The sequence below is a fragment of the Streptomyces sp. NPDC102270 genome, assembly GCF_044766405.1.
Taxonomy (GTDB): domain Bacteria; phylum Actinomycetota; class Actinomycetes; order Streptomycetales; family Streptomycetaceae; genus Streptomyces.
This window is the reverse complement of record NZ_JBIWLX010000005.1, coordinates 337,673-362,802: the sequence shown is the minus strand read 5'-3', so window position 1 is coordinate 362,802 and position 25,130 is coordinate 337,673. Positions and strand designations below refer to the sequence as shown.

Here is a 25,130-nt window from a genome sequence, read left to right as displayed (position 1 = left end):
CCACGCCAGGGCGCTCGCCGCATCGGGCGGGCCGTGCTCGGCGCTGACCGACGTCGCGTGGGCGCGTGCACGGGCACCCAGCGGCATCAGGCGGGGCCGCCCACGGGTGCCGACCGGCGTCCAGTCGCGCGCGCTCGTGCATGGGCGGTGCCCAGCCCCTCTCCGGGGACGGGGCGCCCGGCGGCGTCAGGCGGGCCGTGGGCCCGTCCCCACCGGAAGGGCGTCCACGAACAGTGCCCCCGCGAGCAGCCCCGCGCTGCCGCGAGGGCTCCACGCGCGTGTGTGGAGGTCGGCGTCGAGGGCGAGCAGGGCCTCGCGGCCCGCGTCCGTCGTCGTACCGCCCGCCTCCAGGACCCCGCGGGCGCCCGCCTGGACGTGGCGGAGGCCGAAGGGGCCCGCTGTGTAGAGGAGTTCGGTGTCCTGGAGGGTGGACATCACGGTGAGCAGGGCGTCCAGGCGGGCCTCGGCCTCGTCGGCGCCCGCCTTGCGGGACCTGGTCAGCGCGTCCAACGCCCGCCGTACGTGCGGGAATCCGGCCCGCGCCTCCCCCCGGGCGCCCGCGGCGCCGTACTTCGCTGACACCGAGGAGCCACGGGAGGGCCGGCGCGGGGCCCGCTTGTCGCTGTGCGCGGCGATCTTCTTGGCGGCCGTGGCCACGTCCTCGGACCGCGCCCCCGGGTCGAGGGCGGCCGCGGCTACCAGCAGACCGAGGGTCCACAGGGCACCGCGGTGGCCACCGCCGGCCAGGCTCACCGAATGCTCGGTGCACCGGCCGATCGCGCCCAGTTCGGCGCGCAGCTGGGGGCTGGGCTCGCCGGTGCGGCGGGCGGCGGCGGCCATCGCCGCGAGACCGGGCGCGAGTGCCTTGGCCGACCAGCGCAGGGAACAGTGGTCCCTGCTCGTGGCGCGGGCCCCGAGGTCGCGCGGGTCGGGCAGGCCCGGCTTGGGTGACAGGGCCAGCTGACCGGTCAGCGCGTCCACGGCGGCCAGGGCCAGCGCCTCGTCCTCGCGGCTGCTCATGGCCGTACCCTACGAGGACACGGAGGCCGAGGGACTGGCACTTTCGGACGGAGTGCCGCTCGGGGGCCCGTCCGTCGGGGCGCCACTCGGGGGCGTACCGCCGCCCTCCCCGCCACCACCGCTGCCCGCGCCCGTGTTCTCCGCGTCCGGGTCGATGGCGAGGCTCAGGGAGCCCTTGTAACCCTTGGACGGGTCGGCCTTGTGCACGGCCTTGAGGGTGAGCAGGCCGCTGGCGGCGCCGCCACCGTCGTAGACCATGTCGTTGTCGAGGGTCGTGTAGCTGCCGGAGTGCTTGGCGTAGGGCTCCAGCGTGAAGATCTCCTCGGCGATCGTGTCGTCGAAGAACAGCTGGCCGGTGTAGTTGACCTTGCCGCCCTCGTAGGTGCCGTCCTCCTTCACGCCGCCGGTGTGCACCTTCAGGTGGATGTGGCAGGTGCGCGGGGTGTACCAGCCCGGGAAGATCGTCTCGAACTTCACGACCCCGTTGGCGTTCGCGATCTGGTAGCCGCGCAGGTAGGTGTTGTCGTTCGCGGTCGAGCCGTCCTCGCTCTCCGCGGGCGCGGAGCCGCCGGGGTTGGCGGTGGTGTAGCCGGAGTAGTAGCCCCAGGCGTCGCAGTGCCAGATCTCCACGGCCGCGCCCTTGACCGGCGTGCAGCCGTCGGTGGCGTCCACGACGGTCAGGCGCAGCGTCAGCGGGACACCGCTCTTGCCCTCGGTGATGTCCTTCCTGACCAGGGCGCCGTCGAGGTAGTACGGCCCCTCGGTGACGCTCGACATGAGCGTCATGCACGCACCGGTGGCCGTCGACTCCGTGCTGACTGTGGAGTCCGAGGCATCCGTGGTGTCGGCGAAGGCCGACTGGTACCCGGCGACGGCGAGCCCGCCCGCCGCGACCGTCCCGCCGGTCACCGCGAGGGCGCGGCGCCGCGTGATGCTGGAGTTCCTGTGGTTTCCCGTCATGACCAGGAACGTAGGAATCCTGTCCGTCAGGAAGGTGAGAGGAGGCTGTGCGCGACCTGAGGATGCTGAAAAAGCTGAAGCCCGCCGTTCACACCGCCATCAGCGGTGCGTCCTTGCGCCACTTGAGGATCTTGTCGAAGCTCACCACGGCGCCACGGCCCGGCTTGTTCCCGATCTGGACGTGGTCGGCGAGTTCGTGGATGAGACACAGGCCGCGCCCGTTCTCCGCCTCCATGGGGGTGGGGCGGGGCGGCCGCACGGGCGAGAAGCCCGGGCCGGAGTCGGTGACTTCGATGCGGCACTTCTCGCCGTCGAGGTAGGCGGTGACCCGGTAGGCCGCCGTGGAGCCCTGCAGCCCGCTCTCCCCGCCGTGCTCCACGGCGTTCGCGCAGGCCTCGCTGAGGGCGAGGGAGAGATCGTAGGAGACGTCCGGGTCGACGCCCGCGGTCTCCATGGTGCCGAGCAGCAGACGCCGGGCGAGCGGAACGCTCGCAGCCTCGCGCCGCAAATGGAGTGACCACCAGATGCTCATGCTCCAGCCTCCTGGCTGCGGCTCGACATACCGTTACGTATTGCCACGCATGACCGGGTGTAAGCACATCCTCGACGTGATGCCGCCCATACGGACGATGCGCCCGGCGCAACGAACGGTGTATGTGGGGCAGTACGCACCAGAAGTGACCTTCCGGTCGTACACCCCGTACGTCATCTTGTGGACCTGCCGTATGGCGCTCATAAGCCCAGTGCGATGATGAGCCCGCCATGACTGCCCCCCACGCGCGCTCCGGAGTCGATCTCCGGGTTCTGCGGGCCGCGGTGTTCGCCGCGGTCTGCGTCGTGCTGGCCGCGGCCGGTCACTCGATCGCCTCCTGCGCCACGGTTCCGCTGTGGACGCTCGGCGCGGGGTTCGTCGGGGCCGTTCTCGTCGTGGCACCTCTCGCCGGGCGCGAGCGCTCGCTGGCGGGGATCGCGACGCTGCTCGCGGTCGGACAGAGCGTGCTGCATGTGCTGTTCGGGCTCGGGCAGCACGGTACGGCCACGATGACGATGTCGTCGATGCCGCCGGCGTCCGACACCGCTCTGGTCCAGCAGGCCGCGCGGCTGTTGTGCGGGACCACCGCCGCGGCGATCAGTCCGGCGCAGGCGCAGCGGATCCTGACCGACGCACAGTTGTATCCCGGCCCCGGCGCGACGGTTGGCACGCACCACGCGGGCGTCGCCATGGCCGGCTCCTCCGTGCTGCCTTCCGTGCTGCCCTCCCTGCCGATGCTCCTCGGCCACGTCCTCGCCGCCGTCACCGCCGGATGGCTGCTGCGGCGCGGGGACCTCGCACTGCTGCGGCTCGTGGAACTGTCCGCGTACTCGGCGCATTCAGTGGCGGAAGGGGTGCTCGTACGATCCCTGCGCGGGGCGCTCGCGCTGGTGCGTGCCCTGCGTGCGGGGCTGCCGGGGGTTCCCGAGGCCGGGTCGTACGCCTCCTCGGCGGCGCCGCTCGCGCCGCCCCGACCGCGTACCGCGGCACTCCAGCACACGGTGATCAGGCGCGGGCCGCCGGCCGCCGCCGGGCTCGTTCTCGCCGCCTGACACGACGCGACCACCACTCCACTTCCTGAGGAACGTTCCAGCGGGACCTTCCTGACGGTCGTGAGGAAGAGGCCGCCGTCGTGCGGCACGCGCGTGTGCGCACGCCTATCTCTCCTCACACCTCACAGTGCCCCTTTGAAGCGGAGTGCTCTTCATGAAGGCTTCTCGTCTCGCCGCCACCGGCGCCGTCGCCGCCACCGCCGTCACCTCCGTCATCGTCTTGTCCTCACCCGCGTTCGCCCACGTCAGCGTGGCCGCCGAGGGCACCGCCGCCAAGGGCGGTTACGCGGTCGTGGACTTCAAGGTCCCCAACGAGCGCGACAACGCCTCGACCACCAAGCTCGAGGTCAACTTCCCGACCGACCACCCGCTGGCCTCGGTCATGCCGGAGCCGATGCCGGGCTGGAAGATCGAGGTCACCAAGTCCAAGCTCGCCAAGCCCATCGAGTTGCACGGCGAGCAGATCACCGAGGCCGTCTCCAAGGTCACCTGGACCGCCGCCGGCAAGGACAGCGGCATCCGGCCCGGCTACTTCGAGAAGTTCCCGGTCTCCATCGGCGCCCTGCCCGAGGACGCCGACGAACTGGTCTTCAAGGCGATCCAGACGTACTCCAACAAGGAGGTCGTGCGCTGGATCGAGGTCCAGGAGGACGGCGCGGAGGAGCCCGAGACGCCGGCTCCCGTCCTCGCCCTGTCCGCAGCCTCCGAGGACGGACACCACGGCTCGACGGCCGCCGAGGACGCGGACGCCAAGACCGAGAACGCCGCCGCGACCACCGAGGCCTCCGCGGGCGACAGCAGTGACACCACCGCCCGCGTCCTCGGCGTGGTCGGCATCGTCGTCGGCGCCCTGGGCGTGGCCTACGGCGTGCTCGCCGGCCGCCGACGCAGCGACGCCTGACCTGTCTCGCGAAACGCATGCCTGACCTGTTCCGCGGGACGCGCCTCCGGCGTGTTCCGCGGGACGCCCGCCGGGGTCGTACGGCCCCGGCGCGCACCGGAATTCTTACATCTGGGACATTTTGATATGCGCAAGAAGATGTTCGCCGCGGCCGCGCTGGTCGCCGCCGCCACCCTGACCCTCTCCGCCTGCGGCAGCGGTGACGACAGCGGCTCACCCGTCTCCGTGGTCTCCGAGGAGGCCGGCTCCGACAAGGCGGCCACCGTCCTCGACCAGCCGTTCGAGAAGCCGGACCTGGTCCTCACCGACACCAAGGGCGAGAAGTACGACCTCCGCGAGGAGACCAAGGGCAAGCCGACGCTGATCTACTTCGGCTACACCCACTGCCCCGACATCTGCCCGCTGACGATGAACAACATCGCCGTCGCGAAGAAGCAGCTGCCCAAGTCCGAGCAGGACAAGCTGTCCGTCGTGTTCGTCACCACCGACCCGGCCCGCGACACCCCGGCCGAGCTCGGCAAGTGGCTCAAGGGCATCGACACCCGGTTCGTGGGCCTGACCGGCGACTTCGCCACCATCCAGGCGAGCGCCCGCACCCTCGGCATCTCCATCGAGCCGACCCACAAGGACAAGAAGACCGGCAAGACCGTCTCGGTGCACGGCACCCAGGTCGTCGCCTTCTCCCCGAAGACCGACGAGGGATACGTCCTGTACGGCGAGGACACCACCGTCGACGACTACACCAAGGACCTGCCCAAGATCATCAAGGGACAGAACCCGTGAACCGTTCGTCCACCGGGCTCGCCATACTGACGGGGGCGGCCCTGCTGCTGGCCGGCTGTTCGGACTCCGGGGGCTCCTCGCCGGACCTCACCGTCTCCGACGCCTACATCCCGCAGCCCGTGTCCGCCGACATGGCCGCCGGCTTCCTGACCATCTCCAACTCCGGCTCGTCGAAGGACGAGCTGACCTCGGTCACCAGCGACGACGGCGAGATCACCATGCACGAGACCACCGGCGGCGCGATGGAGGAGGTCTCCCGCCTCCCCGTACCGGCCCACGGTCAACTCGTGTTCAAAAGCGGCGCCAACCATCTGATGTTCGACAAGCTGAAGCAGACTCCGAAGCAGGGTCAGACGGTCACCGTCGAACTGCACTTCGCCAAGTCCGACCCCGTCGTCGTGAAGATGCCGGTGAAGTCGGCGACCTACGTCCCGAAGACCGGACACTGAGGGAGGGACCACCTTGACGCAGACCATCACCCCCCGCGTCCGGACCCTGGTACTGCTGCTCCTGGCCGCGTGCGGCCTGCTGCTGGCCACGGCCGGGCCTGCCTCCGCGCACGCCGCGCTCACCGGCAGCGACCCCCAGCAGGGGGTGGTGGTCGACAAGGCACCCGACCAGGTCTCGCTGACCTTCTCCGAGAAGGTCGCCCTGTCGGACGACTCGCTGCGGGTCCTCGACCCCAAGGGAAAGGCCGTCCAGCAGGGCAAGCCCTTCGAGGCCGGCGGCACGACGTACGGCGTGAAACTCCACAGCGGGCTGCCCGACGGCACCTACACCGTCACCTACCAGGTCGTCTCCGCCGACAGCCATCCCGTCGCCGGTGCCTACACCTTCTCCATCGGCGCCCCCTCGACCACCTCCGTCTCCGTCTCCGGGGACACGGCGGGCGGCGGAGTCGTCGGCTGGCTGTACGGCTTCGGGCGGTACATGTCGTACGCCGGTTTCATCGTCCTGGTGGGCGGCGCCGCCTTCGTGCTCGGCTGCTGGCAGTGCGGCGCCGGGGTACGGCCTATGCAGCGGCTCGTCGTCGGCGGCTGGCTCACGCTCACCTCGGCCACCCTGCTGCTGCTCTTGCTGCGCGGCTCCTACACGGGCTCCGGGAAGGTCGGGGACATCTTCGACCTGGACCTGCTCGGGAACGTGCTCCAGACCAAGGCGGGCGCGGCCCTGGTCTCCCGGCTGCTGCTGCTCGCGGCGGCGGCGCTGTTCATCTCCGTGCTCTTCGGTGCCTATGACAAGCGCGAGGACGAGGAGAAGCGGGACCTCACCTTCGGGCTCGCGATCGGCGGGACCGTCGTCGCGGCCGGACTCGCGGCGAGCTGGGCGATGGCCGAGCACGCCTCGGTCGGACTCCAGGCGGGCATCGCGATGCCCGTCGACGTCGTCCACCTGCTGGCCGTCGCCACCTGGCTCGGCGGACTGACCGCACTGCTCGTCGCGCTGTACCGCTCCGACGCGCCGATCGAGTCGGCCGCCGTACGACGGTTCTCCCAGGTCGCCTTCGGCAGCGTGGTCGCGCTGGTCGCGACCGGCGTCTACCAGTCCTGGCGGCAGCTCGGCTCCTGGTCGGCGTTCACCGGGACCCGCTACGGGCAGCTGCTGTTGGTCAAGATCGGGCTGGTGGCACTGCTGGTCGGCATCGCGTTCATCTCGCGGCGGTGGACGGCACAGCTGGCCGACACCGCCGTACGGCAGGGCAAGCGGGCACCTCAGAAGGAGCGGGTGGCAGCGAATGCGTCCGGCTCCGGCTCCGGCTCCGGCTCCGGCTCCGGCTCCGGCAAGTCCAAGGGTGCGGGTTCCAAGGGCGCCGGCTCCAAGCGGGCCGCTCAGCTCGCCCGGCAGCAGGCCGCGATGGACACCGCGCGGCAGAAGCGGACACGGGACGCCGATCCGAACCGGTTCGGGCTGCGCCGTTCGGTGCTCGCCGAGGCAGGGGTCGCGGTGGTCCTGCTGGCGGTCACGACCGTGCTGACGCAGACCGAGCCCGGCCGTACCGAGGAGGACGCCAAGGCTGCCAAGGCGGCCTCTTCGTCTTCCTCTTCCTCGTCGGCCGGATCCGGGGCCGTGACCCTGGACATGTCCTTCGACACCGGCGGCACGGACGGCAAGGGCGTCGTGACGGTCGACTTCGACCCCGCGCGCGTGGGCGGCAACGAGATGCACGTCTACGTCCAGCGAACCAACGGCCGGGCCTTCGACATCCCCGAGGTGAAGGTCGCCCTCACCCTGGAGGCCAAGAAGATCGGGCCGCTGGCCATCACCCCCGACCGCATCGCCACGGGCCACTGGTCGGCGAGCAACGTGCAGATCCCCATGGCCGGCGACTGGAAGGTCGCCGTGACCGTACGGACCTCCGACATCGACCAGACGACCGTCTCCAAGAACGCGCAGATCGGCTGAACCGCACCATGGCTGAACAGTCCCTCCCCGTCGTCGACGAAGGCGCCTCCGCGCAAGAGAGTCCCTCTTCGCGGCAGGGCATCTCCCGCCGTGCCCTGCTCGGCACCGCCGGCGCCACCGGGCTCGTCCTCGGCGCGGCCGGCGGGGCCGCGGGGTACGCCGCCGCGCCCGCCGGAGCGACTCCGCTGACCTCCGTGGGCAGCACCGCGGTGATGTTTCACGTGAAACATCAGCCCGGCATCACCGAGGGCCTCCAGGCCCGCGGCCACCTCGTCGCCTTCGACCTGGCGGCTGGCGCGGGCCGCAAAGAGGCCGCCGCGCTGCTGCGTCGCTGGTCCGAGACGGCGAAGCGGCTGATGGCGGGGGAGGCCGCAGGGCCCCACGACACCGATGTCGCCCGGGACGCCGGGCCCTCCTCGCTGACGTTGACCTTCGGCTTCGGGCACAGCTTCTTCGCCCGTACCGGGCTGGAGAAGCAGCGTCCCGTCGCCCTCGACCCGCTGCCCGACTTCTCCTCCGACCAACTCGACAAGGCCCGCAGCAACGGCGATCTGTGGGTGCAGATCGGCGCCAATGACGCCCTGGTCGCCTTCCATGCCCTGCGCGCCATCCAGAAGGACGCGGGCAACGCGGCGAAGGTCCGCTGGCAGATGAACGGCTTCAACCGCACACCGGGGGCCACGGCCCACCCCATGACGGCCCGCAACCTCATGGGCCAGCTGGACGGCACACGCAATCCGAAGCCGAGCGAGCCCGACTTCGACCAGCGCATCTTCGTCCCGGAATCCGGCACCCCGGCATGGATGGCGAACGGTTCCTACGCCGTCGTACGACGGATCCGGATGCTGTTGGACGACTGGGAGAAGCTGCCCCTCACGGCCCAGGAGGCCGTCATCGGGCGCCGGAAGGCGAACGGCGCGGCGCTGTCCGGGGGCACCGAGACGACCGCGATGGACCTGGAGAAGACCGACGCGAAGGGGGATCTGATGGTGCCGATCAACGCACACGCCCGGATCACCCGGCCCGACCAGAACGGAGGCGCGGCCATCCTGCGCCGCCCGTTCTCGTACCACGACGGCATCGACGTGGACGGGACACCGGATGCCGGGCTGCTCTTCGTCTGCTGGCAGGCCGACCCGCTGCGCGGCTTCGTCCCGCTCCAGCGCAAACTCGACCGCGGCGACGCGCTCTCCCAGTACATCCGGCACGAGGCAAGCGGTCTGTTCGCGGTGCCGGGCGGGGCGGCGGAGGGGGAGTACGTGGGACAACGGCTGCTGGAGGGGTGACGGCGCGGGGGACGGCCGTACGAGGCGGAGGGCGGCCGTCAAGGGAGATGGCGGTGTTCGCGCGAACGCCACGCAGGGCCTGCGGTCACGCGGTTTCACTCAGCGGAGGGGCACTCGTGAGACAGGTGCCTCCCGTCCCGCAAGGGCCATTAGGGTGAGGTCATGCCAGCGAGCTATGCGTATCTCGGCCCTGAGGGGACCTTCACCGAAGTCGCGCTCCGGACGCTTCCCGAGGCGGCGACCCGGCAGCTGATCCCGTACGTGTCGGTGCAGTCCGCGCTGGACGCGGTGCGCGCGGGCGAGGCCGAGGCCGCGTTCGTGCCGATCGAGAACTCCGTCGAGGGCGGCATCACCACCACCCTCGACGAACTGGTCGCGGGCGCCCCGCTGATGATCTACCGCGAGGTGCTGCTGTCGATCACCTTCGCGCTGCTGGTCAGGCCGGGCACCGAACTCACGGACATCAAGACGGTCTCCGCACACCCCGCCGCCCAGCCGCAGGTGCGCAATTGGCTGAAGAAACACCTCCCGGACGTCCACTGGGAGGCGGCCGCCTCGAACGCGGACGCCGCCCGGCTGGTCCAGGAGGGGCAGTACGACGCGGCCTTCGCCGGCGAGTTCGCGGCCGCCCGGTACGGCCTCCAGGCGCTGGAGACCGAAATCCACGACGCTGAGAACGCGCAGACGCGATTCGTGCTGGTCGGCCGCCCGGCCCGGCCAGCCGCACCCACCGGAGCCGACAAGACCTCCGTCGTGCTGTGGCAGCGCGACGACCACCCCGGCGGACTGCGCGACCTGCTCGGCGAGTTCGCCACGCGCGGCATCAACCTGATGCTGCTCCAGTCCCGGCCCACGGGCGCCGGCATCGGCAACTACTGCTTCTGCATCGACGCCGAGGGCCACATCACCGACCGCCGGGTGGCGGAAGCGCTGATGGGGCTGAAGCGGGTCTGCCACGAGGTGCGTTTCCTCGGTTCGTACCCGCGTGCGGACAAAGAGCCGGCGGAGCTGCGGGCGCCGCTCGTCGGCACCTCGGACGAGGAGTTCGTGGCGGCGTCGGACTGGGTGGCCCGGTGCCAGGACGGCCGTTTCTAACCGGTCCTACCTGCAGATTTTAGTTATCCACAGGAGTTATCCACAGGTGCGCTTCTCGACCTGGGGACAAGTCGACAGCGAAAGGTGACCCTGTCGACAAATCGCCCCTCAAGGCCCACCCGTGTCCACACGCACGCAGGTCGCCCTTCGTCCACTGTTTTCCTTTAGGCAATCCTTTGGGGTGACCCCTTTCCACTCGAAAGTAGCGGTAGAAGTGGGTTTGCGATGGGAATCCTCGGTGTGATCACCGGGTTTCGACGTGATCAATTCCGAAATCCACAGATCCTCCGCACACCCTGTGGATAACTTCTCGAGGGGTGTGGATCCCTGTGGACAACCGCACGCCAAGTCCCTGCCCCCGCAAGGGAGTCGAGTCAACCCGACCTCCACGCGTGGCCTCTTACCGGTGACCCCGGGCGCCCTTCATTGACACGCTCCGCAATTCACCCATAACGGCATGTAAGCCATGATTCGGTACGGCTGGGAATAGTGAGTCGTGGGCCGTATCCCCGCACCGGTAGCCTTGACCGCGTGATTGACCTTCGCCTGCTCCGTGAGGACCCCGACCGAGTGCGCGCGTCCCAGCGCGCCCGTGGAGAGGACGTCGCCCTCGTCGACGCCCTCCTGTCTGCCGACGAGCGGCGCAGGTCGTCCGGCGTCCGCTTCGACGAGCTGCGTTCCGAGCAGAAGGCGCTCGGCAAGCTCATCCCCAAGGCCACTCCGGAGGAGCGCGCCGAGCTGCTCCAGAAGGCGGAGCAGCTCAAGACCGACGTCAAGGCCGCCGAGGCCGCGCAGAACGACGCCGACGACGAGACCAAGCGCCTCGCCCTGCAGCTCGGCAACCTCGTCCACCCCGACGTCCCCGTCGGCGGCGAGGAGGACTTCGTCGTCCTGGAGACGCACGGCACCATCCGCGACTTCGGCGCCGAGGGCTTCGAGCCCAAGGACCACCTGGAGCTCGGCGAGGCGCTGGGCGCCATCGACGTCGAGCGCGGCGCCAAGGTGTCCGGCTCGCGCTTCTACTACCTGACCGGCGTCGGCGCGCTTCTGGAGCTCGCGCTCGTCAACGCGGCGATCGCCCAGGCCACCGAGGCCGGCTTCACCCCGATGCTCACCCCCGCGCTGGTCCGCCCGCGCGCCATGGAGGGCACCGGCTTCCTCGGCCAGGCCGCGGAGAACGTCTACCACCTGGAGAAGGACGACTACTACCTGGTCGGCACCTCCGAGGTCCCGCTCGCCGCGTACCACATGGACGAGATCCTGGACGCCGACCAGCTGCCGCGGCGCTACGCCGGCTTCTCGCCGTGCTTCCGCCGCGAGGCCGGCACCTACGGCAAGGACACCCGGGGCATCTTCCGTGTGCACCAGTTCGACAAGGTCGAGATGTTCTCCTACGTCGCCCCCGAGGACGCGGAGAACGAGCACCAGCGGCTCCTGGACTGGGAGAAGCAGTGGCTGACCGGCCTGGAGCTGCCCTTCCAGGTCATCGACGTGGCCTCGGGCGACCTCGGCGCCTCCGCCTCCCGCAAGTTCGACTGCGAGGCGTGGATCCCGACCCAGGGCAAGTACCGCGAGCTGACCTCGGCCTCCAACTGTGACGGCTTCCAGGCCCGCCGCCTGTCCGTGCGGATGCGGGACGGCAAGAAGGTCCAGCCGCTGGCGACGCTCAACGGCACGCTGTGCGCCGTACCGCGCACGATCGTGGCGATCCTGGAGAACCACCAGCTGGCCGACGGTTCGGTGCGGGTGCCCGAGGTGCTGCGTCCGTATCTGGGCAGCCGGGAGCTGCTGGAGCCGGTCGCCAAGTGAGTCAGTCCTTTCCGTACCGGCTGGTCGCGACCGACCTCGACGGCACGCTCCTGCGCTCCGACGAGTCGGTCTCCCAGCGCACCCGTGACGCGCTCGCCGCGGCCACCGCGGCGGGCGCCGCCCACATCGTCGTGACGGGACGCGGGGTCCCCTGGACCCGGCACATCCTCGACGACCTCGGTTACGACGGTCTCGCGGTCTGCGGGCAGGGCGCACAGGTGTACCACGCCGGTGAGCACCGTCTGCTGACGTCGGTCACGCTGGACCGGCAGCTGGCGGGCGTGGCCCTCGCGAAGATCGAGGCGGAGGTCGGTCCGCTGTATCTGGCGGCGAGCCGCGACGGCCTCGACGGCGACGTGCTGGTCGGGCCGGGCTACGCGGTGACGGGGGCCCTGCCGTCGATGCCGTTCACGGACGCGTCGGATCTGTGGGCCGCCCCGCTGAACAAGATCTACGTGCAGCATCCCGAGCTGTCGGACGACGAACTGGCCGAGGCGGCGCAGCGGGCCGCGGGTGGCTTCGTCACGGTCGCGATGTCGGGTGAGGGCATCGTCGAACTGCTCCCGCTGGGCCTGTCGAAGGCGACCGGTCTGTCCCTGGCCGCCCGCCGCCTGGGACTGAAGGCCGCGGACACGATCGCCTTCGGCGACATGCCCAACGACATCCCGATGTTCGCCTGGGCGTCCTACGGCGTGGCGATGGCGGACGCACACGAGGAACTCAAGGCAGTGGCCGACGAGGTGACGTCCTCCAACGAGGAGGACGGGATCGCGGTGGTCCTGGAGCGCTTGCTCGGCTGACGACTACGGGCCGTCCGACGGGCCGAGAAGCTCGTCAAACCAGAACACGGGGCCGGGCCGCCGAGGGACCAGGGCTCTGGCTGTGCCGGAGTGTGTACGGGGTGCTGCCCGGCTCGGCCAGGAGCTCCTCGAAGTCCGACGCGTGCAGCGGGTTCCTACGGCCCGACGCTGCCTGTGCTGCACCGGAGCTCGTCGAAGGCCGACACCATCGCCGGTCCCACTGCGGCCGTAGCCCGGCCCGGGCCAGGAACTGGACGGAAGCTGACGCGTGTACGGGGCGCCTACGGCGGGGCGACGCCCGCCCCGGCCAGGAACTCGTCGAAGGCCGGTGCCATCGCCTGCCCCACTGCGGCGCATTGCCGGAGGCCGAGTTGGTCGGCGATATCGCGGCAACCGGCCCGCCCACCGCCGCACTCCTCGACCATGTCCTTGCCGGTGGCCGCCTGCACCGGCAGGTTCCCGGGCCGCCGAAGGCTCCGCCCCCCTACTCGATCGACAGCCGCGGCAGCACCGAGCCGAAACCGCCGGCCTTCTTGACGTACTCCGGCCAATAAACCCGGCCAAGTCCCAGTGACAACGTCTCGCGGAGGATGCACGAATCGAACGTGCGCGGGCTTTCCAGGCCCGACCACGGCTTAGCAAGCCGGTGCCTTACCACTCGGCCAATCCTCCGGGTGGGCGGCCTCACGCGAGAGCGACATCGCGTGCTCGAAGCGGCCGCCCCGGGCTACCTGCGGGTGGACTCGACGGTGGCGTAACTACACCGGAGTCCTCCGCGGGCTGCCCTGGCGGGAGCTGGACGTACTGTCGTGCATGGACATCGTCCGGCTCCTCCCCAGAACGTGGCGCCGGACCGTCGTCCGGCGGTGTGGACAACAACCACTCTGCCGGTACGACGAGTTGGGCGCCACCGATTAAATACGGCCGCGTGTTCGAGCCTACCGGCGCCGCCACCGCCGCCGGCGCTTGCTGAAGAACCACCCGGCAGGCGGCTCGTCGGAGCGCCAGGGCTGCGGTTCGGGCTCCTCGTCACGCCAGCGCGCCGCCAGCATCCGGGCACGGGCAGACGGCTCGGTCGTCCCCGCGGACCGTATGAAGTCCTCGTCGAGGACCAGGTCGTCCCAGTCGTCTGCCATGCCCGTTCCCTTCGACTCGCAGCCGGACCTTCCCCTTTGTCCAGTGTGGCCGGACAACGATGAAGTCCCTGTCAATAAGCGGGATGTCAGCGCAACTTGAGGGCGCCTACTCCTCGCCCGCCAGCGTCAGCGACCGCAGCTTCTGTCCCGCGTACCACGTCGCGAGGACGGTCACCACGACCAGCAGCACCGTGGCCGTCGGCAACCCGACGTCCGAGGTGACCAGGTCCCCGCCGGCGACCTTGTGGGCGACGGCCAGGGACCACTGCTGGACGCTCAGGGTCCTCGCCCCGGCGACCAGGGACCCGAACAGGGCCTCCCAGACCAGCGCGTAGACGAGCCCGAAGACCACCGCGTGCCGGGACACCGTGCCGAGCAGCAGGAAGAGCGCCGCGTAGGCGATCGAGGAGACCAGCGCGGCCACCGTGTAGGCGACGGCGATCTGCTGGCCGTTGCCGTTGAGGATGAAGCCCGCGATCAGCGTCGGCAGGGCCGAGAACACCATCGTCACGGCGATCGCCACGATCAGCTTGGTGAAGATGATCGTCGGCCGCTTGACCGGCTTGGACAGCAGGTACACCACCGAGCCGTCGTCGATCTCCGGGCCGATCGCGCCGGTTCCCGCGATGACACCGATGATCGGCACCATGGTGGCGAGCGCGAGCCCGCCCAGCAGGTCGGAGGCGGTCTGGTCGTCGGCGCCGACCAGCGCGCGCACGATCACGGAGATCACGATCAGCAGCAGGGGCAGGGCGCCCAGAATGAGGGCCCGGCGTCGGCCGAGCAGGGCCCGGTAGGTGAGTCGGGCGACTGTGGGGTCGTACATCTTGGCCTCCTACGCCGCGACGAGATACGAGAAGACGGACTCGAGCGACTCGTCGGACGGCGAGACCGTGAGCAGCCGGATGCCGTGGTCGCGCGCGACCTTGGGCAACAGCGTGGTGAAGCGGCCGAAGTCGACGGCCTGGATGCGCAACGCGCCTTCCGTCAGGTCGACTTCGATGCCGGACGTCGAGGGGTCGGCGATCAGCGCGGCCGCGAGGGCGCGGTCGTCGCTGGAACGCACCAGGTAGCGGTGCGGGCGGTCCGTCATCAGGCGGCGGATCTTGCGGAAGTCGCCGCTGGCCGCGTGCCGGCCCGCGACGACGACCTCGATGTGCCAGGCGAGTTGCTCGACCTCTTCGAGGATGTGCGAGGAGAACAGCACGGTGCGGCCCTCGTCGCCCATGCGCCGCAGCAGGTCCATGAGCTGCATGCGCTGACGCGGGTCCATGCCGTTGAACGGCTCGTCGAGCAGGAGCAGAGAGGGCTCGTGGACCAGGGCGGACGCCATCTTCACGCGCTGGCGCATGCCCTTGGAGTACGTCGAGATCTTGCGGTCCTGCGCGTACTCCATCTCGACCGTGGCCAGCGCCTTCTGGGCGGCCTTGGCGCCGAGTCCGTGCAACTCGGCGTTGGCGACGACGAATTCGCGGCCGGTGAGGAAGTCGTACATCGCCTCGCGCTCGGGGACGATGCCGATGTGCTTGTAGATCGCCTCGTTGCGCCACACCTGCTGTCCGTCGAGGGTGACGGTGCCGGTGGAGGGGGCCAGGAAGCCGCCCATCATGTTGATGAGGGTGGACTTTCCGGCGCCGTTGGGGCCGAGGAGGCCGGTGACGCCGGGGCCGATCGTCATGGTGATGTCGTTGACGGCGACCACGTTGCCGAACCAGCGGGAGACATGGTCGATCTGGAGCGTGGTCACAGTCCCACCTTCTTGTAGCGACGCATCAGGAGGCCGTAGCTCGCGGCGATCAGGCCGAGGACGGCCAGGACGTAGACCACGCCCTCGCCGTTCGACGGACCGACCGCTCCCGGGAACGCCGAGCTCGCGCCGAGGAACGCGGACTGCAGTCCGTCGATGAGCGTGACCGGCGAGAACAGGCCGATCCACGGGACGGCACTGGAGCTGCCCTGGGCATCGGCGATCGCCTGGAGGGTGGAGACCGCGCCGTAGGAGATGGTCATGACGGCGATGACGGCAGCGATGCCGAAGCCGCGGCGCGGAGTGACCGACGCGATGACCAGGCCGATACCGGCGAAGAGGAGCGAGAGCAGCGCCACCGAGACGAGTCCCTGCCCGAACCCCTTGGTCTGGTCGGTGAAGTCCAGCTTGGCCAGCAGCGCGCCCACATAGAGCACGATGAGGGGGGCGGCGGTGAGGATGAACATCGCGGAGGCCAGCGCCGCGTACTTCGCGCGCACGTAGTCGGCGGTCTCGATGGGCCGCGAGAAGTAGAGCGGCACGGTCTTGAAGCGCAGGTCGCGCGAGACGGACTGAGGGGCCTGCGAGGCGACGTACAGGCTGATGACGGCCTGCATGATGATCGCGTAGCGGGTGTAGTCGACGGGCAGGTCGTTCGCCTTGGTGGCGACCGCGACGGCCACCATGATGGCCGCGGGCACGCACATCACGACGAACAGCAGCATCGGCAGCACCTTGGACTTGACCGAGCGGCCGAGACCGTAGGCACCGCGCAGGGACTGCGAGTAGAGCGAGCGGGTGGCGTAGGAGCGGCCCAGGCGAGGGCCGTCGTAGGTGCGGTAGCCGATGTTGTGGATGCGGGTCTGGTCGCCCGAGGGGGCGGTGACAGGGTGCTCAATTGCCATGGCCGACGGCCTCCTTCCGGTGCGCTGCGTCGCTCGAGCCCGCGCTCGAGTCCTCGTTGGTGAAGACTTCCGAGATGTGGTGCCTGCGCTGTTCCATGCGCACCAGGCCGAGGCCGAGGTCGGCGACGACGTCCCGGACGACGTCGTAGGTGTCCTCGCCCTGTGCGGTCAGCAGCAGGACGTGGCCGGCGCCCGGCAGAGCGCTCCGGGAGTCGAGGACCTCCACCCCGCGCGCGTGGAGCGCCTCGCGCACCGCGCGGGTGCCGTCCGGGTGCTCGTCGGTGTCGGTGACCTCGACCGCGAGGGTCGTCGTGATCTGGGTGAAGTCGGTGGTGGAGCTGGAGCGCAGGAGCTTGCCGCCGTCGATGACGACGACGTGGTCGCAGGTGCGCTCCAGCTCGCCCAGCAGGTGCGAGGTGACCAGGACCGAGATGCCGAAGTCGGTGTAGATGCGGCGGATCAGGCCCAGCATGTCGTCGCGGCCGACCGGGTCGAGGCCGTTGGTCGGCTCGTCGAGGAGGACCAGCTGCGGGTCGTGCACCAGGGCCTGCGCGAGCTTCACGCGCTGCTTCATGCCGGTGGAGTAGCCGCCGATGGGGCGGTAGCGCTCCTCGTAGAGACCGACATGGCGCAGGGTGTCCGCGGTGCGCTCGCGGGCGGCGGTGGGCGGCAGACCGGACATGCGGGCCATGTGCACGACGAACTCGGTGGCCGAGACGTCGGGCGGCAGGCAGTCGTGCTCCGGCATGTAGCCGACCCGCTCGCGGATGGCGGCGCCCTTGGTCGCGACGTCGAGCCCGAGCACTTCGGCACGGCCCTCGGAGGCGGGGGACAGACCCAGCAGGATCTTGATCATGGTGGACTTGCCGGCTCCGTTGGCTCCGACGAGTCCGGTAACACCGGGTCCGACGTCCAAGGAGAGCCGGTCAAGCGCGGTCACCCGGGGGAACCGCTTGCTCAGGCTTTCGGTCGCGATCACAGTCACGTCATAGACGGTAGTGATGCGGACCACTCAGGTCGTCACTCCGTAGAGCTGCATCGGCATCAGACTCCAGACGTACGGGCACCTAAGGGTCACCCTGAGGTCTCACTCACCCTATTGACGCAGCCTCTGATGACTGTCACATTCGCCAGTGTCACGTTACGGGCACGTACCGCAGTCGACGGGGACGAGGCGGCATGACGACGGCAGTGAACAGCGGACTCACCACCCGGTTGCGGGGATTCCGGCAGGTCCAGCGGCTCGCGTACGAGTGCGCGGAGGCGGTCGCGGCCCGGCTGGAACCCGGCATCACCGAGCGGCAGGCCGCCCGGATGCAGCGCGCATGGCTGCGCGAGCGGGGCGTACGGGACTGGTTCCATCTGCCCTTCGCCTGGTTCGGGGACCGCACGGCGTTCACGGGCTTCCGCGTCCCGCTCCAGTTCTTCCCCACCGACCGCCGCCTGGAGCCCGGGATGCCGTTCATCCTGGACATGGCCCCGATCTACGAGGGATACACCGCGGACATCGGCTACTCCGGATCACTCGGCGTCAACCCCGTCCAGGACAGGCTGATGGCCGACCTGGAGGCCCACCGCGAGCTGATCCTGCGCGAGGTCCGCGAGCGGCGGTCACTGCGCGAGATCTACGAGGACGTCGACCGCCTCATGGTCCGCCAGGGCTACGCCAACCGGCACCGCGCGTACCCCTTCGGTGTGATCGCCCACAAGGTCGACCAGGTCAAGCAGCGCCGCTGGACACCGCATGTGTTCGGGTTCGGCACCCAGTCCCTCAAGGGCCTGGCGGCCGACGCGCTGCGCGGTCACCGTGCGGGCTGGTCGCCCCTGTGGTCGCCGTACCGCTTCTCCGACCACCCGCCGCAGCCGGGCCTGTGGGCGGTCGAACCCCACCTCGGCTTCCGGGGCACCGGCGCCAAGTTCGAGGAGATCCTGGTCGTCACCGACTCCGAGGACCCCGAGCAGAGCGCCTTCTGGCTGGACGACGATCTGCCGCACGTGCGGCGCTGGGCGGAGGAGAAGTGACCTTGCTCGAAGGTGCACGCGAGCGCCGGGTACGGACCGGCGGCGTCGACCTGTGCGTGGCCGAACTCGGCGACCCCGGGCAGCCGACCGTGGTCCTGGTGCACGGCTACCCGGACAGCAAGGAGGTCTGGTCCGAGGTCGCCTCCCGGCTCGCCGGCCGCTTCCACGTCGTCCTCTACGACGTCCGCGGCCATGGCCGCTCGACGGCCCCGAAACCGCTGCGCGGAGGGTTCACGCTGGAGAAGCTGACGGACGACTTCCTGGCCGTCGCGGACGCCGTCAGCCCGGACCGACCCGTGCACCTGGTCGGACACGACTGGGGCTCGGTGCAGGCCTGGGAGTTCGTCACCGTCCGGCGCACCCAGGGCCGCATCGCCTCCTTCACCTCGATGTCCGGACCGTCCCTCGACCACTTCGGCCACTGGATCGCCGGCCGCATCAGGCGCCCCACCCCCCGCCGGGTCGGCCAGCTCGTCGCCCAGGGCGCCAAGTCCTGGTACGTGTACGCGCTGTACACCCCCGTCCTGCCCGAACTGGCCTGGCACGGCCCGCTCGGCAAGGCCTGGCCCCGCATGCTGGAGCGCGCCGAGAAGGTCCCCGCCAACGGCTACCCGACCCCCTCGCTACCCACCGACGCCGCCCACGGCGCCTGGCTGTACCGGGACAACGTCCGCTCCCGGCTGCGCCGCCCGCGCACCGACGCGTACGCACACGCGCCCGTGCAGCTCATCACGCCCCTGGGGGACGCCTTCCTCTCGGAGAAGCTCTACGACGGCCTGGAGCAGTGGGCACCCCAGCTGACCCGGCGCACCCTCCCCGCCAAGCACTGGATCCCCCGCTCCCGGCCCGACCAGCTGACGGCGTGGATCACGGAGTTCGTGACGTCCGTCGAAGGCGGCCGGACCACTGCCTCGGCGACCGGGAAGTACGCCGACCGGTTCGGCGGACAGCTCGTCCTGATCACCGGCGCGGGCAGCGGCATCGGGCGGGCCACCGCGTTCGCCTTCGCCGAGGCCGGCGCGCGCGTGGTGGCCGTCGACCGGGACGCCGAGTCCGCCGCCCGCACCGCCGAACTGTCGCGGCTGCTCGGCGCCCCCGAGGCCTGGGCGGAGACCGTCGACGTCTCCGACGAACAGGCCATGGAGAAGCTCGCCGACAAGGTCGCCGCCGAATACGGCGTGGTGGACGTCCTGGTCAACAACGCCGGCATCGGCCTCGGCGGCTCCTTCTTCGACACCACCGTCGATGACTGGAAGAAGGTCCTCGACGTCAACCTGTGGGGAGTCATCCACGGCTGCCGCCTCTTCGGCAGGCAGATGGCCGAGCGCGGACAGGGCGGCCACATCGTCAACACCGCCTCGGCGGCCGCCTACCAGCCCTCCAGGGCGCTGGCCGCCTACGGCACCTCCAAGGCCGCCGTCCTCATGCTCAGCGAGAGCCTGCGCGCGGAACTGGCGGGCCGGGGGATCGGTGTCTCGGCGATCTGCCCCGGCTTCGTCAACACCGGCATCACCTCCACCGCGCGCTTCGCGGGCGTCGACGCCGAGGAGGAGAAACGCCGCCAGAAGCGCACGGCTCGCCTCTACAAGCTGCGGAACTACCCGCCCGAGAAAGTCGCCGACGCGATCCTGAAGGCGGTCGTGCGCAACCAGGCCGTCGTACCGGTCACCCCCGAGGCCCGGGGCGCGTACGCCATGGCCCGGTGGGCGCCGAAGGCACTCCGGGCGATCGCACGGCTGGAGCCGCCGCAGTGAGCCACCGGATCGCCCCGCGCCGAGTGGCCTTCGACTGGTCCCGCACTCCCCTGCACTGGATCCCCGACGAGCCCACCGCCACCCACGTCATCAATGTGCTGCACCTGCTGCTGCCGGCGGGGGAGCGCTGGTTCGTGAAGGTCTTCAAAGAGGCACTGCCGCTGGTCGGGGACCCCGAACTCCTCGCCGACGTCAAGGGGTTCATGGGCCAGGAGGCCACGCACAGCGTCCAGCACACGCACGTACTGGACCACCTGGCGGAGCAGCGGCTCGACACCGCCGCCTTCACCAAGTACGTCGACTTCCTCTTCCAGCGTCTGCTCGGCGAGCGCCCACCCTTCAACGCGCCCGTCCCCGCGCGCGAGTGGCTGCGGTTCCGGCTGTCGGTCGTCGCCGCTGTCGAGCAGTTCACGGCGGTGCTCGGCGACTGGGTCCTGGCCGCCGACGGCCTCGACCGGGCCGGCGCCGACGAGGTCATGCTCGACCTGCTGCGCTGGCACGGCGCCGAGGAGGTCGAACACCGCGCGGTCGCCTTCGACATGTACCAGCACTGCGGCGGCACCGGCACACCCCGCTACGGCCGCCGGATCGCGGGCATGGCGGTGACCGCCCCGGTGATGCTGTACCTGTGGGTATGGGGGACGGCCTACCTGATACGCCACGATCCACAGCTGGCCGGGCGCCTGCGCTACACCCTCAAGGAGCACGAGAAGGCCGTACGAAAAGGTCTGCTGCCGCCCTGGCGGGAACTGGGCGCGGCCGTACCGCGATATCTGCGGCGGTCCTACCACCCCTCGCGGGAAGGGTCGTTGAGCCGTGCGGTGGAGTATCTGAAGCGGTCACCGGCGGCGAGGGCGGCCTCGTGAGCGACACCCCTGCCTACCGGATCGAGGACCTCGCCCACCTCAGCGGCGCCACCGTCCGCACCATCCGCGCCTACCAGGACCGCGGACTGCTCCCCCGCCCCGAGCGCCGCGGCCGCGCCAACCTCTACACCGACACCCACCTCGCCCGGCTGCGGCAGATCGCCGACCTCCTCGACCGCGGCTACGGCCTGGCCTCCATCAAGGAGCTCCTGGAGGCCTACGACTCCGGCCGCGGCCTCGGCGGGATCCTCGGACTGGTCGCCGAGGTCGACGGCCCGTGGACCGACGAGGAGGCCGTCCGGATGTCCCGCGCCGAACTGGACACACGCTTCGGCGGCATCCCCGACGAGGCCGCCGTCGCCGAGGCGGTGGAGCTCGGCGTGCTGGAGCCGGTGCCCGGCGACGAGGACTCCTTCCTCGTGCCGAGCCCCCAAGAGCTCGCCGTGGCCGTCGAGTTGCACGCGGCCGGGGTCCCACTCTCGGCGATCTCGGGCCATCTGCGGGAGTTGAGGGGTCAGGTCGAGCACATCGCCGCCCGATTCCTGGAGTTCACCACCGAGTACGTCTTCGCCCGCTACCTGCAAGGACCGCACCGGCCGACCGACGCCGACGCCGTCGAAGCGGCCTCACTCGTACGACGGCTGCGGCCCCTCGCGCAACTGACTGTGGACGCCGAACTCGCCCGTGCGATGCGGCTGTTGGCGGTACGGCAGCTGCGGCAGCACCTCGACTCCGGGAAGGCGCCGGACGGGCGTCCGGCGTCACGTTCCGTGGCCGTGCCCGAGGAGACGATGCGGGCGGTGGAAGGGCTGGTGGGGGCGGAGCGGGTGGCGGAGTTCTTTGTGCTGGCGGCTGAACGGGAGGTGCGCGCAAGGAAGTTGGATGCGCTCACGTCAAGTGGGCGTCCCCCATTCGATCTTGACGAAGAGGGCTGACATGACAGGGAGTTGTCCACAGAAACGCCAAGTAACCTGTGGATAACTACACTTGGTTGTGGATCAAACATCCGGGCCAAAATCATTCGCGTGATTCACGTCTCTCCCGGCACCCTGGCGGGATGAACGAGAACAAGCCACGCGAGAGGGACGAGAGACGCACCGTCAAGGTGTCGAAGTACCTCTCGAAGCACCTGCGCCACCAGCCCGAACGTATCGGGCTCACGCTCGACGAGGCCGGCTGGGCCGAGATTGACGTGCTGATCGCCGCGGCCGGCGCGCACGGCTTCCGCATCACCCGGGACGAGCTGGACCACGTGGTCGCCGCCAACGACAAACAGCGCTTCGCGATCGACGGTACCCGCATCCGCGCCAGCCAGGGCCACAGCATCGACGTCGACCTCGGCCTGCCACCGGCCACTCCGCCGCCGTACCTCTACCACGGGACCGTGGCCCGCCATCTGGACGCGATCCGCGTCGAGGGACTGCGCCCCATGAACCGGCACGATGTGCATCTGTCCGCCGACCGCGAGACCGCGACCCGGGTCGGCGCCCGCCGCGGCCGTCCCGTCGTGCTCTCCGTGGACGCGGGAGCCATGCACCGCGACGGCCACGTCTTCCACGTCAGCGCGAACGGGGTGTGGCTGACCCAGGCCGTGCCACCGCGCTACCTGCGGCTTCCCGAGTCGCACTGAAAGTCGCGCTGAAAGTCGCACGGAACCCGGTGGGAGATGATCGACACCATGGACAACGGCAGGGACCACCTCCCCACCACCGAGGCCGCCGTCACCGCGCTCCGTACCCTCGCCGCCGAGTACGGACTCGCCATCGAGGTGACCCACGACATCGGCGCCGACCAGACCTCCCGCCGCAGCGCCGCGGGCGTCGGCGTCACCACCGACCCGGACGGCACCCTGCCCCACGAGGCCTACGTCGAACTCGACGGACGGCCCCGGGTGGATGTGCGCCTGTTTCCGGACGACGACGCCCTGATCACCGTCGACGGAGTCGAATGCCCCGACATCGCCCGCGACGACGTCCCCGCCTTCCTCCGCGCCCTCTACGAAGGCCACGCCTGGGTGAAGGCACGCCGCTTCCCGCCCGGCCATTTCCTGATGGTGCCGCTGCCGGGCGACCGCGTGCACAAGGAGTTCATCCCGGTCGGCCTCAGCCCCTGGCTCAGCGGCCGCCGACAGTAACCGTGCGTCACGGTTTCACGTGAAACACGGCCCGGCGCATACGCTCGGACACATGAGTCTGCGTCTGAGTACCGTGATCCTCCCCCACCGCCGCTGGAACGAGGGGGGCCGCGAGACATGGCAGCGCGCGGAACAGCTCGGCTTCCACACCGGATACACCTACGACCACCTGTCCTGGCGCACCTTCCGTGACGGGCCCTGGTTCGGGGCCGTCCCCACGCTGACCGGCGCCGCGGGCGTCACCGACCGGCTGCGCCTGGGCACCCTGGTGACCTCGCCGAACTTCCGGCACCCGGTGACCCTCGCCAAGGAACTGATCACCCTCGACGACATCTCCGGCGGCCGCGTCACCCTCGGCATCGGCGCGGGCGGCACCGGCTTCGACGCCACCGCACTCGGCCAGGATCCCTGGAGCCCGCGCGAGCGTGCCGACCGGCTCGCCGAGTTCGTCCCGCTGCTCGACCGCCTGCTCAGCGAGGACTCCGTGTCCTACGAGGGCGACTTCTACTCGGCGCACGAGGCCCGCAACATCCCCGGCTGCCTCCAGCGGCCCCGGCTGCCCTTCGCCGTGGCCGCCACCGGGCCGCGCGGACTGAAACTCGCCGCACGGCACGGGCAGGCGTGGGTGACCACCGGCGACCCGAAACTGTACGAGAACGGCACACCCGCGCAGTCCTTGCAGGCCCTCCGTGGCCAGGTCGACAGGCTCACCGACACCTGCGCCGCTCTCGGTCGGGACGTGAACACACTGGACAAGATCCTGCTCACCGGCTTCACCCCCGACCGCGGCCGCCCGCTGGAGTCCCTCGACGCGTTCGTCGACTTCGCGGGCCGCCACCGGGAGCTCGGTTTCACGGAGCTCGTGATCCACTGGCCGATCCCCGACTCGGACTTCGCCGCCGAGGAGAAGGTCTTCGAACAGATCGCCATGGAGGCACCGGCACAGCTGGGCTGAGACGGCGGCACCGGGGCGAGTGCGGCCCGCCCCGCGTCATCTATGTCTCACCTGTGCGGGCACCCGCACGGTCGTGCGGACATGTGCGGGAGAATGGGCGGGTGACCTCAGCGACTCGACAGCCCCAGACCCCGGCCGCCGGCATACCGCCGCGCCTGATCGCCACCGATCTGGACGGCACTCTGCTGCGCGACGACAAGTCGGTGTCCCCCCGCACGGTCGCGGCCCTCGCCGCCGCCGAGGATGCCGGCATCGAGGTCTTCTTCGTCACCGGCCGCCCGGCCCGCTGGATGGACGTCGTCAGCGACCACGTCCACGGGCACGGCCTCGCCATCTGCGGCAACGGCGCCGCGGTGGTCGACCTGCACGGCGGCCCCGGCGCCCACCGGTTCGTGAAGGTGCGCGAGCTGGCCCGGGAGAACGCGCTGGACGCGGTACAGCTGCTGCGGGACGCGGCACCCGGCACGGTGTATGCGGTGGAGCAGACGTACGGCTTCTACCAGGAGCCGGACTATCCCAAGCTGCACATGGAGATCCCGGACAACCTCGCACCCGCCGAGGACCTGCTGGCCGAGGACGGTCCCGGTGCCGAGGAGCCGGTGCTCAAGATCCTCGCCTACCACCCCTCGATGGACCCGGACGCCTTCCTCACCCTCTCGCGCCTGGCCATCGGCGAGCGTGCCAACGTCACCCGGTCCAGCCCCAGCGCCCTGCTGGAGATCAGCGGACCCGGCGTCTCCAAGGCCAGCACGCTCGCCCTGTGCTGCGCCGAGCGCGGGATCTCGCACGAGCAGGTCGTCGCCTTCGGGGACATGCCCAACGACGTCGAGATGCTCACCTGGGCAGGACAGTCGTACGCGATGGGCAATGCCCACCCGGACGTGATCGCGGCGGCCTCGGGCCAGACCGTCGCCAACAACGACGACGGGGTGGCCCTCGTGATCGAGCGGATGCTGGAGCAGCTGTAGGT

General features: G+C 70.3%; 26 protein-coding genes and 1 tRNA gene. 17 read left to right on the top strand and 10 right to left on the bottom strand.

Annotated elements, in window-relative coordinates; translation table 11 throughout:
- Positions 1–186: 186 nt before the first annotated feature.
- The 3 genes from ACIRP7_RS11960 to ACIRP7_RS11950 all read right to left on the bottom strand — a co-directional run bounded on the left by ACIRP7_RS11960 (position 187) and on the right by ACIRP7_RS11950 (position 2,512).
- Positions 187–1,020 (bottom strand): triphosphoribosyl-dephospho-CoA synthase, encoded by an 834-nt coding sequence (locus tag ACIRP7_RS11960; protein WP_403656783.1) that lies wholly within the window; start codon positions 1,018–1,020, stop codon positions 187–189.
- Positions 1,021–1,029: 9 nt separating this feature from the next.
- A complete protein-coding gene (locus ACIRP7_RS11955) occupies positions 1,030–1,980 on the bottom strand; it encodes an intradiol ring-cleavage dioxygenase (RefSeq protein ID WP_403656780.1) in 951 nt (316 codons plus the stop codon).
- A gap of 88 nt (positions 1,981–2,068) precedes the next feature.
- A complete protein-coding gene (locus ACIRP7_RS11950) occupies positions 2,069–2,512 on the bottom strand; it encodes an ATP-binding protein (protein WP_403656777.1) in 444 nt (147 codons plus the stop codon).
- A 230-nt stretch (positions 2,513–2,742) separates the two neighbouring features.
- On the opposite strand from ACIRP7_RS11950, the gene ACIRP7_RS11945 reads away from it, so the two are divergent.
- The 9 genes from ACIRP7_RS11945 to ACIRP7_RS11905 all read left to right on the top strand — a co-directional run bounded on the left by ACIRP7_RS11945 (position 2,743) and on the right by ACIRP7_RS11905 (position 12,641).
- Positions 2,743–3,564, top strand: coding sequence for a hypothetical protein (locus ACIRP7_RS11945; protein WP_403656774.1), 822 nt, complete (start codon positions 2,743–2,745; stop codon positions 3,562–3,564).
- 154 nt (positions 3,565–3,718) lie between these two features.
- A complete protein-coding gene (locus tag ACIRP7_RS11940) occupies positions 3,719–4,465 on the top strand; it encodes a YcnI family protein (RefSeq protein WP_403656771.1) in 747 nt (248 codons plus the stop codon).
- 126 nt (positions 4,466–4,591) lie between these two features.
- Positions 4,592–5,248 (top strand): SCO family protein, encoded by a 657-nt coding sequence (locus tag ACIRP7_RS11935; protein WP_403656768.1) that lies wholly within the window; start codon positions 4,592–4,594, stop codon positions 5,246–5,248.
- Positions 5,245–5,697 (top strand): copper chaperone PCu(A)C, encoded by a 453-nt coding sequence (locus ACIRP7_RS11930; RefSeq protein WP_403656765.1) that lies wholly within the window; start codon positions 5,245–5,247, stop codon positions 5,695–5,697. Before ACIRP7_RS11935 ends, ACIRP7_RS11930 begins: the two co-directional genes overlap by 4 nt.
- Positions 5,698–5,710: 13 nt before the next feature.
- Positions 5,711–7,651, top strand: a complete 1,941-nt coding sequence (locus ACIRP7_RS11925; protein ID WP_403656762.1) for a copper resistance CopC/CopD family protein — start codon at positions 5,711–5,713, stop codon at positions 7,649–7,651.
- An 8-nt stretch (positions 7,652–7,659) separates the two neighbouring features.
- Positions 7,660–8,937 carry an iron uptake transporter deferrochelatase/peroxidase subunit gene (gene efeB, locus ACIRP7_RS11920; RefSeq protein WP_403656759.1) on the top strand — a complete coding sequence of 426 codons (1,278 nt, stop codon included), beginning with the start codon at positions 7,660–7,662 and terminating at the stop codon, positions 8,935–8,937.
- Positions 8,938–9,099: 162 nt separating this feature from the next.
- Positions 9,100–10,032, top strand: coding sequence for a prephenate dehydratase (pheA, locus tag ACIRP7_RS11915; RefSeq protein WP_403656756.1), 933 nt, complete (start codon positions 9,100–9,102; stop codon positions 10,030–10,032).
- A 531-nt stretch (positions 10,033–10,563) separates the two neighbouring features.
- Positions 10,564–11,841 (top strand): serine--tRNA ligase, encoded by a 1,278-nt coding sequence (serS, locus tag ACIRP7_RS11910; RefSeq protein WP_403656753.1) that lies wholly within the window; start codon positions 10,564–10,566, stop codon positions 11,839–11,841.
- Complete coding sequence (locus tag ACIRP7_RS11905) at positions 11,838–12,641, top strand: HAD family hydrolase (RefSeq protein ID WP_403656750.1); 804 nt, start codon at positions 11,838–11,840, stop codon at positions 12,639–12,641. Before serS ends, ACIRP7_RS11905 begins: the two co-directional genes overlap by 4 nt.
- A gap of 281 nt (positions 12,642–12,922) precedes the next feature.
- Here the strand turns inward: ACIRP7_RS11905 and ACIRP7_RS11900 are convergent, their stop codons facing one another.
- The 7 genes from ACIRP7_RS11900 to ACIRP7_RS11870 all read right to left on the bottom strand — a co-directional run bounded on the left by ACIRP7_RS11900 (position 12,923) and on the right by ACIRP7_RS11870 (position 17,408).
- Positions 12,923–13,090: a hypothetical protein gene (locus ACIRP7_RS11900; RefSeq protein WP_403656747.1), complete on the bottom strand. Its 168-nt coding sequence runs from the start codon at positions 13,088–13,090 to the stop codon at positions 12,923–12,925.
- Between the two features lie 135 nt (positions 13,091–13,225).
- Positions 13,226–13,313, bottom strand: a tRNA-Ser gene (locus ACIRP7_RS11895).
- A 266-nt stretch (positions 13,314–13,579) separates the two neighbouring features.
- A complete protein-coding gene (locus tag ACIRP7_RS11890) occupies positions 13,580–13,777 on the bottom strand; it encodes a hypothetical protein (RefSeq protein WP_007383214.1) in 198 nt (65 codons plus the stop codon).
- A gap of 106 nt (positions 13,778–13,883) precedes the next feature.
- Complete coding sequence (locus tag ACIRP7_RS11885) at positions 13,884–14,603, bottom strand: ABC transporter permease subunit (protein ID WP_266562505.1); 720 nt, start codon at positions 14,601–14,603, stop codon at positions 13,884–13,886.
- A gap of 9 nt (positions 14,604–14,612) precedes the next feature.
- On the bottom strand, positions 14,613–15,524 hold the full coding sequence (locus ACIRP7_RS11880) for an ABC transporter ATP-binding protein (protein ID WP_403656744.1): 912 nt from the start codon (positions 15,522–15,524) through the stop codon (positions 14,613–14,615).
- Positions 15,521–16,429: an ABC transporter permease gene (locus ACIRP7_RS11875; protein ID WP_403656741.1), complete on the bottom strand. Its 909-nt coding sequence runs from the start codon at positions 16,427–16,429 to the stop codon at positions 15,521–15,523. Before ACIRP7_RS11875 ends, ACIRP7_RS11880 begins: the two co-directional genes overlap by 4 nt.
- Positions 16,419–17,408, bottom strand: a complete 990-nt coding sequence (locus ACIRP7_RS11870; RefSeq protein ID WP_403657140.1) for an ABC transporter ATP-binding protein — start codon at positions 17,406–17,408, stop codon at positions 16,419–16,421. Before ACIRP7_RS11870 ends, ACIRP7_RS11875 begins: the two co-directional genes overlap by 11 nt.
- Before the next feature lie 200 nt (positions 17,409–17,608).
- On the opposite strand from ACIRP7_RS11870, the gene ACIRP7_RS11865 reads away from it, so the two are divergent.
- The 8 genes from ACIRP7_RS11865 to ACIRP7_RS11830 all read left to right on the top strand — a co-directional run bounded on the left by ACIRP7_RS11865 (position 17,609) and on the right by ACIRP7_RS11830 (position 25,128).
- A complete protein-coding gene (locus ACIRP7_RS11865; RefSeq protein ID WP_403656738.1) occupies positions 17,609–18,451 on the top strand; it encodes a M24 family metallopeptidase in 843 nt (280 codons plus the stop codon).
- Complete coding sequence (locus ACIRP7_RS11860) at positions 18,448–20,205, top strand: SDR family oxidoreductase (RefSeq protein WP_403656735.1); 1,758 nt, start codon at positions 18,448–18,450, stop codon at positions 20,203–20,205. Before ACIRP7_RS11865 ends, ACIRP7_RS11860 begins: the two co-directional genes overlap by 4 nt.
- Positions 20,202–21,071 carry a metal-dependent hydrolase gene (locus ACIRP7_RS11855; RefSeq protein ID WP_403656732.1) on the top strand — a complete coding sequence of 290 codons (870 nt, stop codon included), beginning with the start codon at positions 20,202–20,204 and terminating at the stop codon, positions 21,069–21,071. The genes ACIRP7_RS11860 and ACIRP7_RS11855 overlap by 4 nt, the downstream gene beginning before the upstream one ends.
- Positions 21,068–22,006: a MerR family transcriptional regulator gene (locus tag ACIRP7_RS11850; protein ID WP_403656729.1), complete on the top strand. Its 939-nt coding sequence runs from the start codon at positions 21,068–21,070 to the stop codon at positions 22,004–22,006. The genes ACIRP7_RS11855 and ACIRP7_RS11850 overlap by 4 nt, the downstream gene beginning before the upstream one ends.
- Positions 22,007–22,128: 122 nt before the next feature.
- On the top strand, positions 22,129–22,701 hold the full coding sequence (locus tag ACIRP7_RS11845; protein ID WP_403656726.1) for an RNA 2'-phosphotransferase: 573 nt from the start codon (positions 22,129–22,131) through the stop codon (positions 22,699–22,701).
- A gap of 36 nt (positions 22,702–22,737) precedes the next feature.
- Positions 22,738–23,205 carry a hypothetical protein gene (locus tag ACIRP7_RS11840; protein ID WP_403656723.1) on the top strand — a complete coding sequence of 156 codons (468 nt, stop codon included), beginning with the start codon at positions 22,738–22,740 and terminating at the stop codon, positions 23,203–23,205.
- 52 nt (positions 23,206–23,257) lie between these two features.
- Entirely contained in the window at positions 23,258–24,160 is a 903-nt protein-coding gene (locus ACIRP7_RS11835; protein ID WP_403656720.1) for an LLM class flavin-dependent oxidoreductase, read from the top strand.
- A 101-nt stretch (positions 24,161–24,261) separates the two neighbouring features.
- Complete coding sequence (locus ACIRP7_RS11830; protein ID WP_403656717.1) at positions 24,262–25,128, top strand: Cof-type HAD-IIB family hydrolase; 867 nt, start codon at positions 24,262–24,264, stop codon at positions 25,126–25,128.
- Positions 25,129–25,130: the final 2 nt, after the last annotated feature.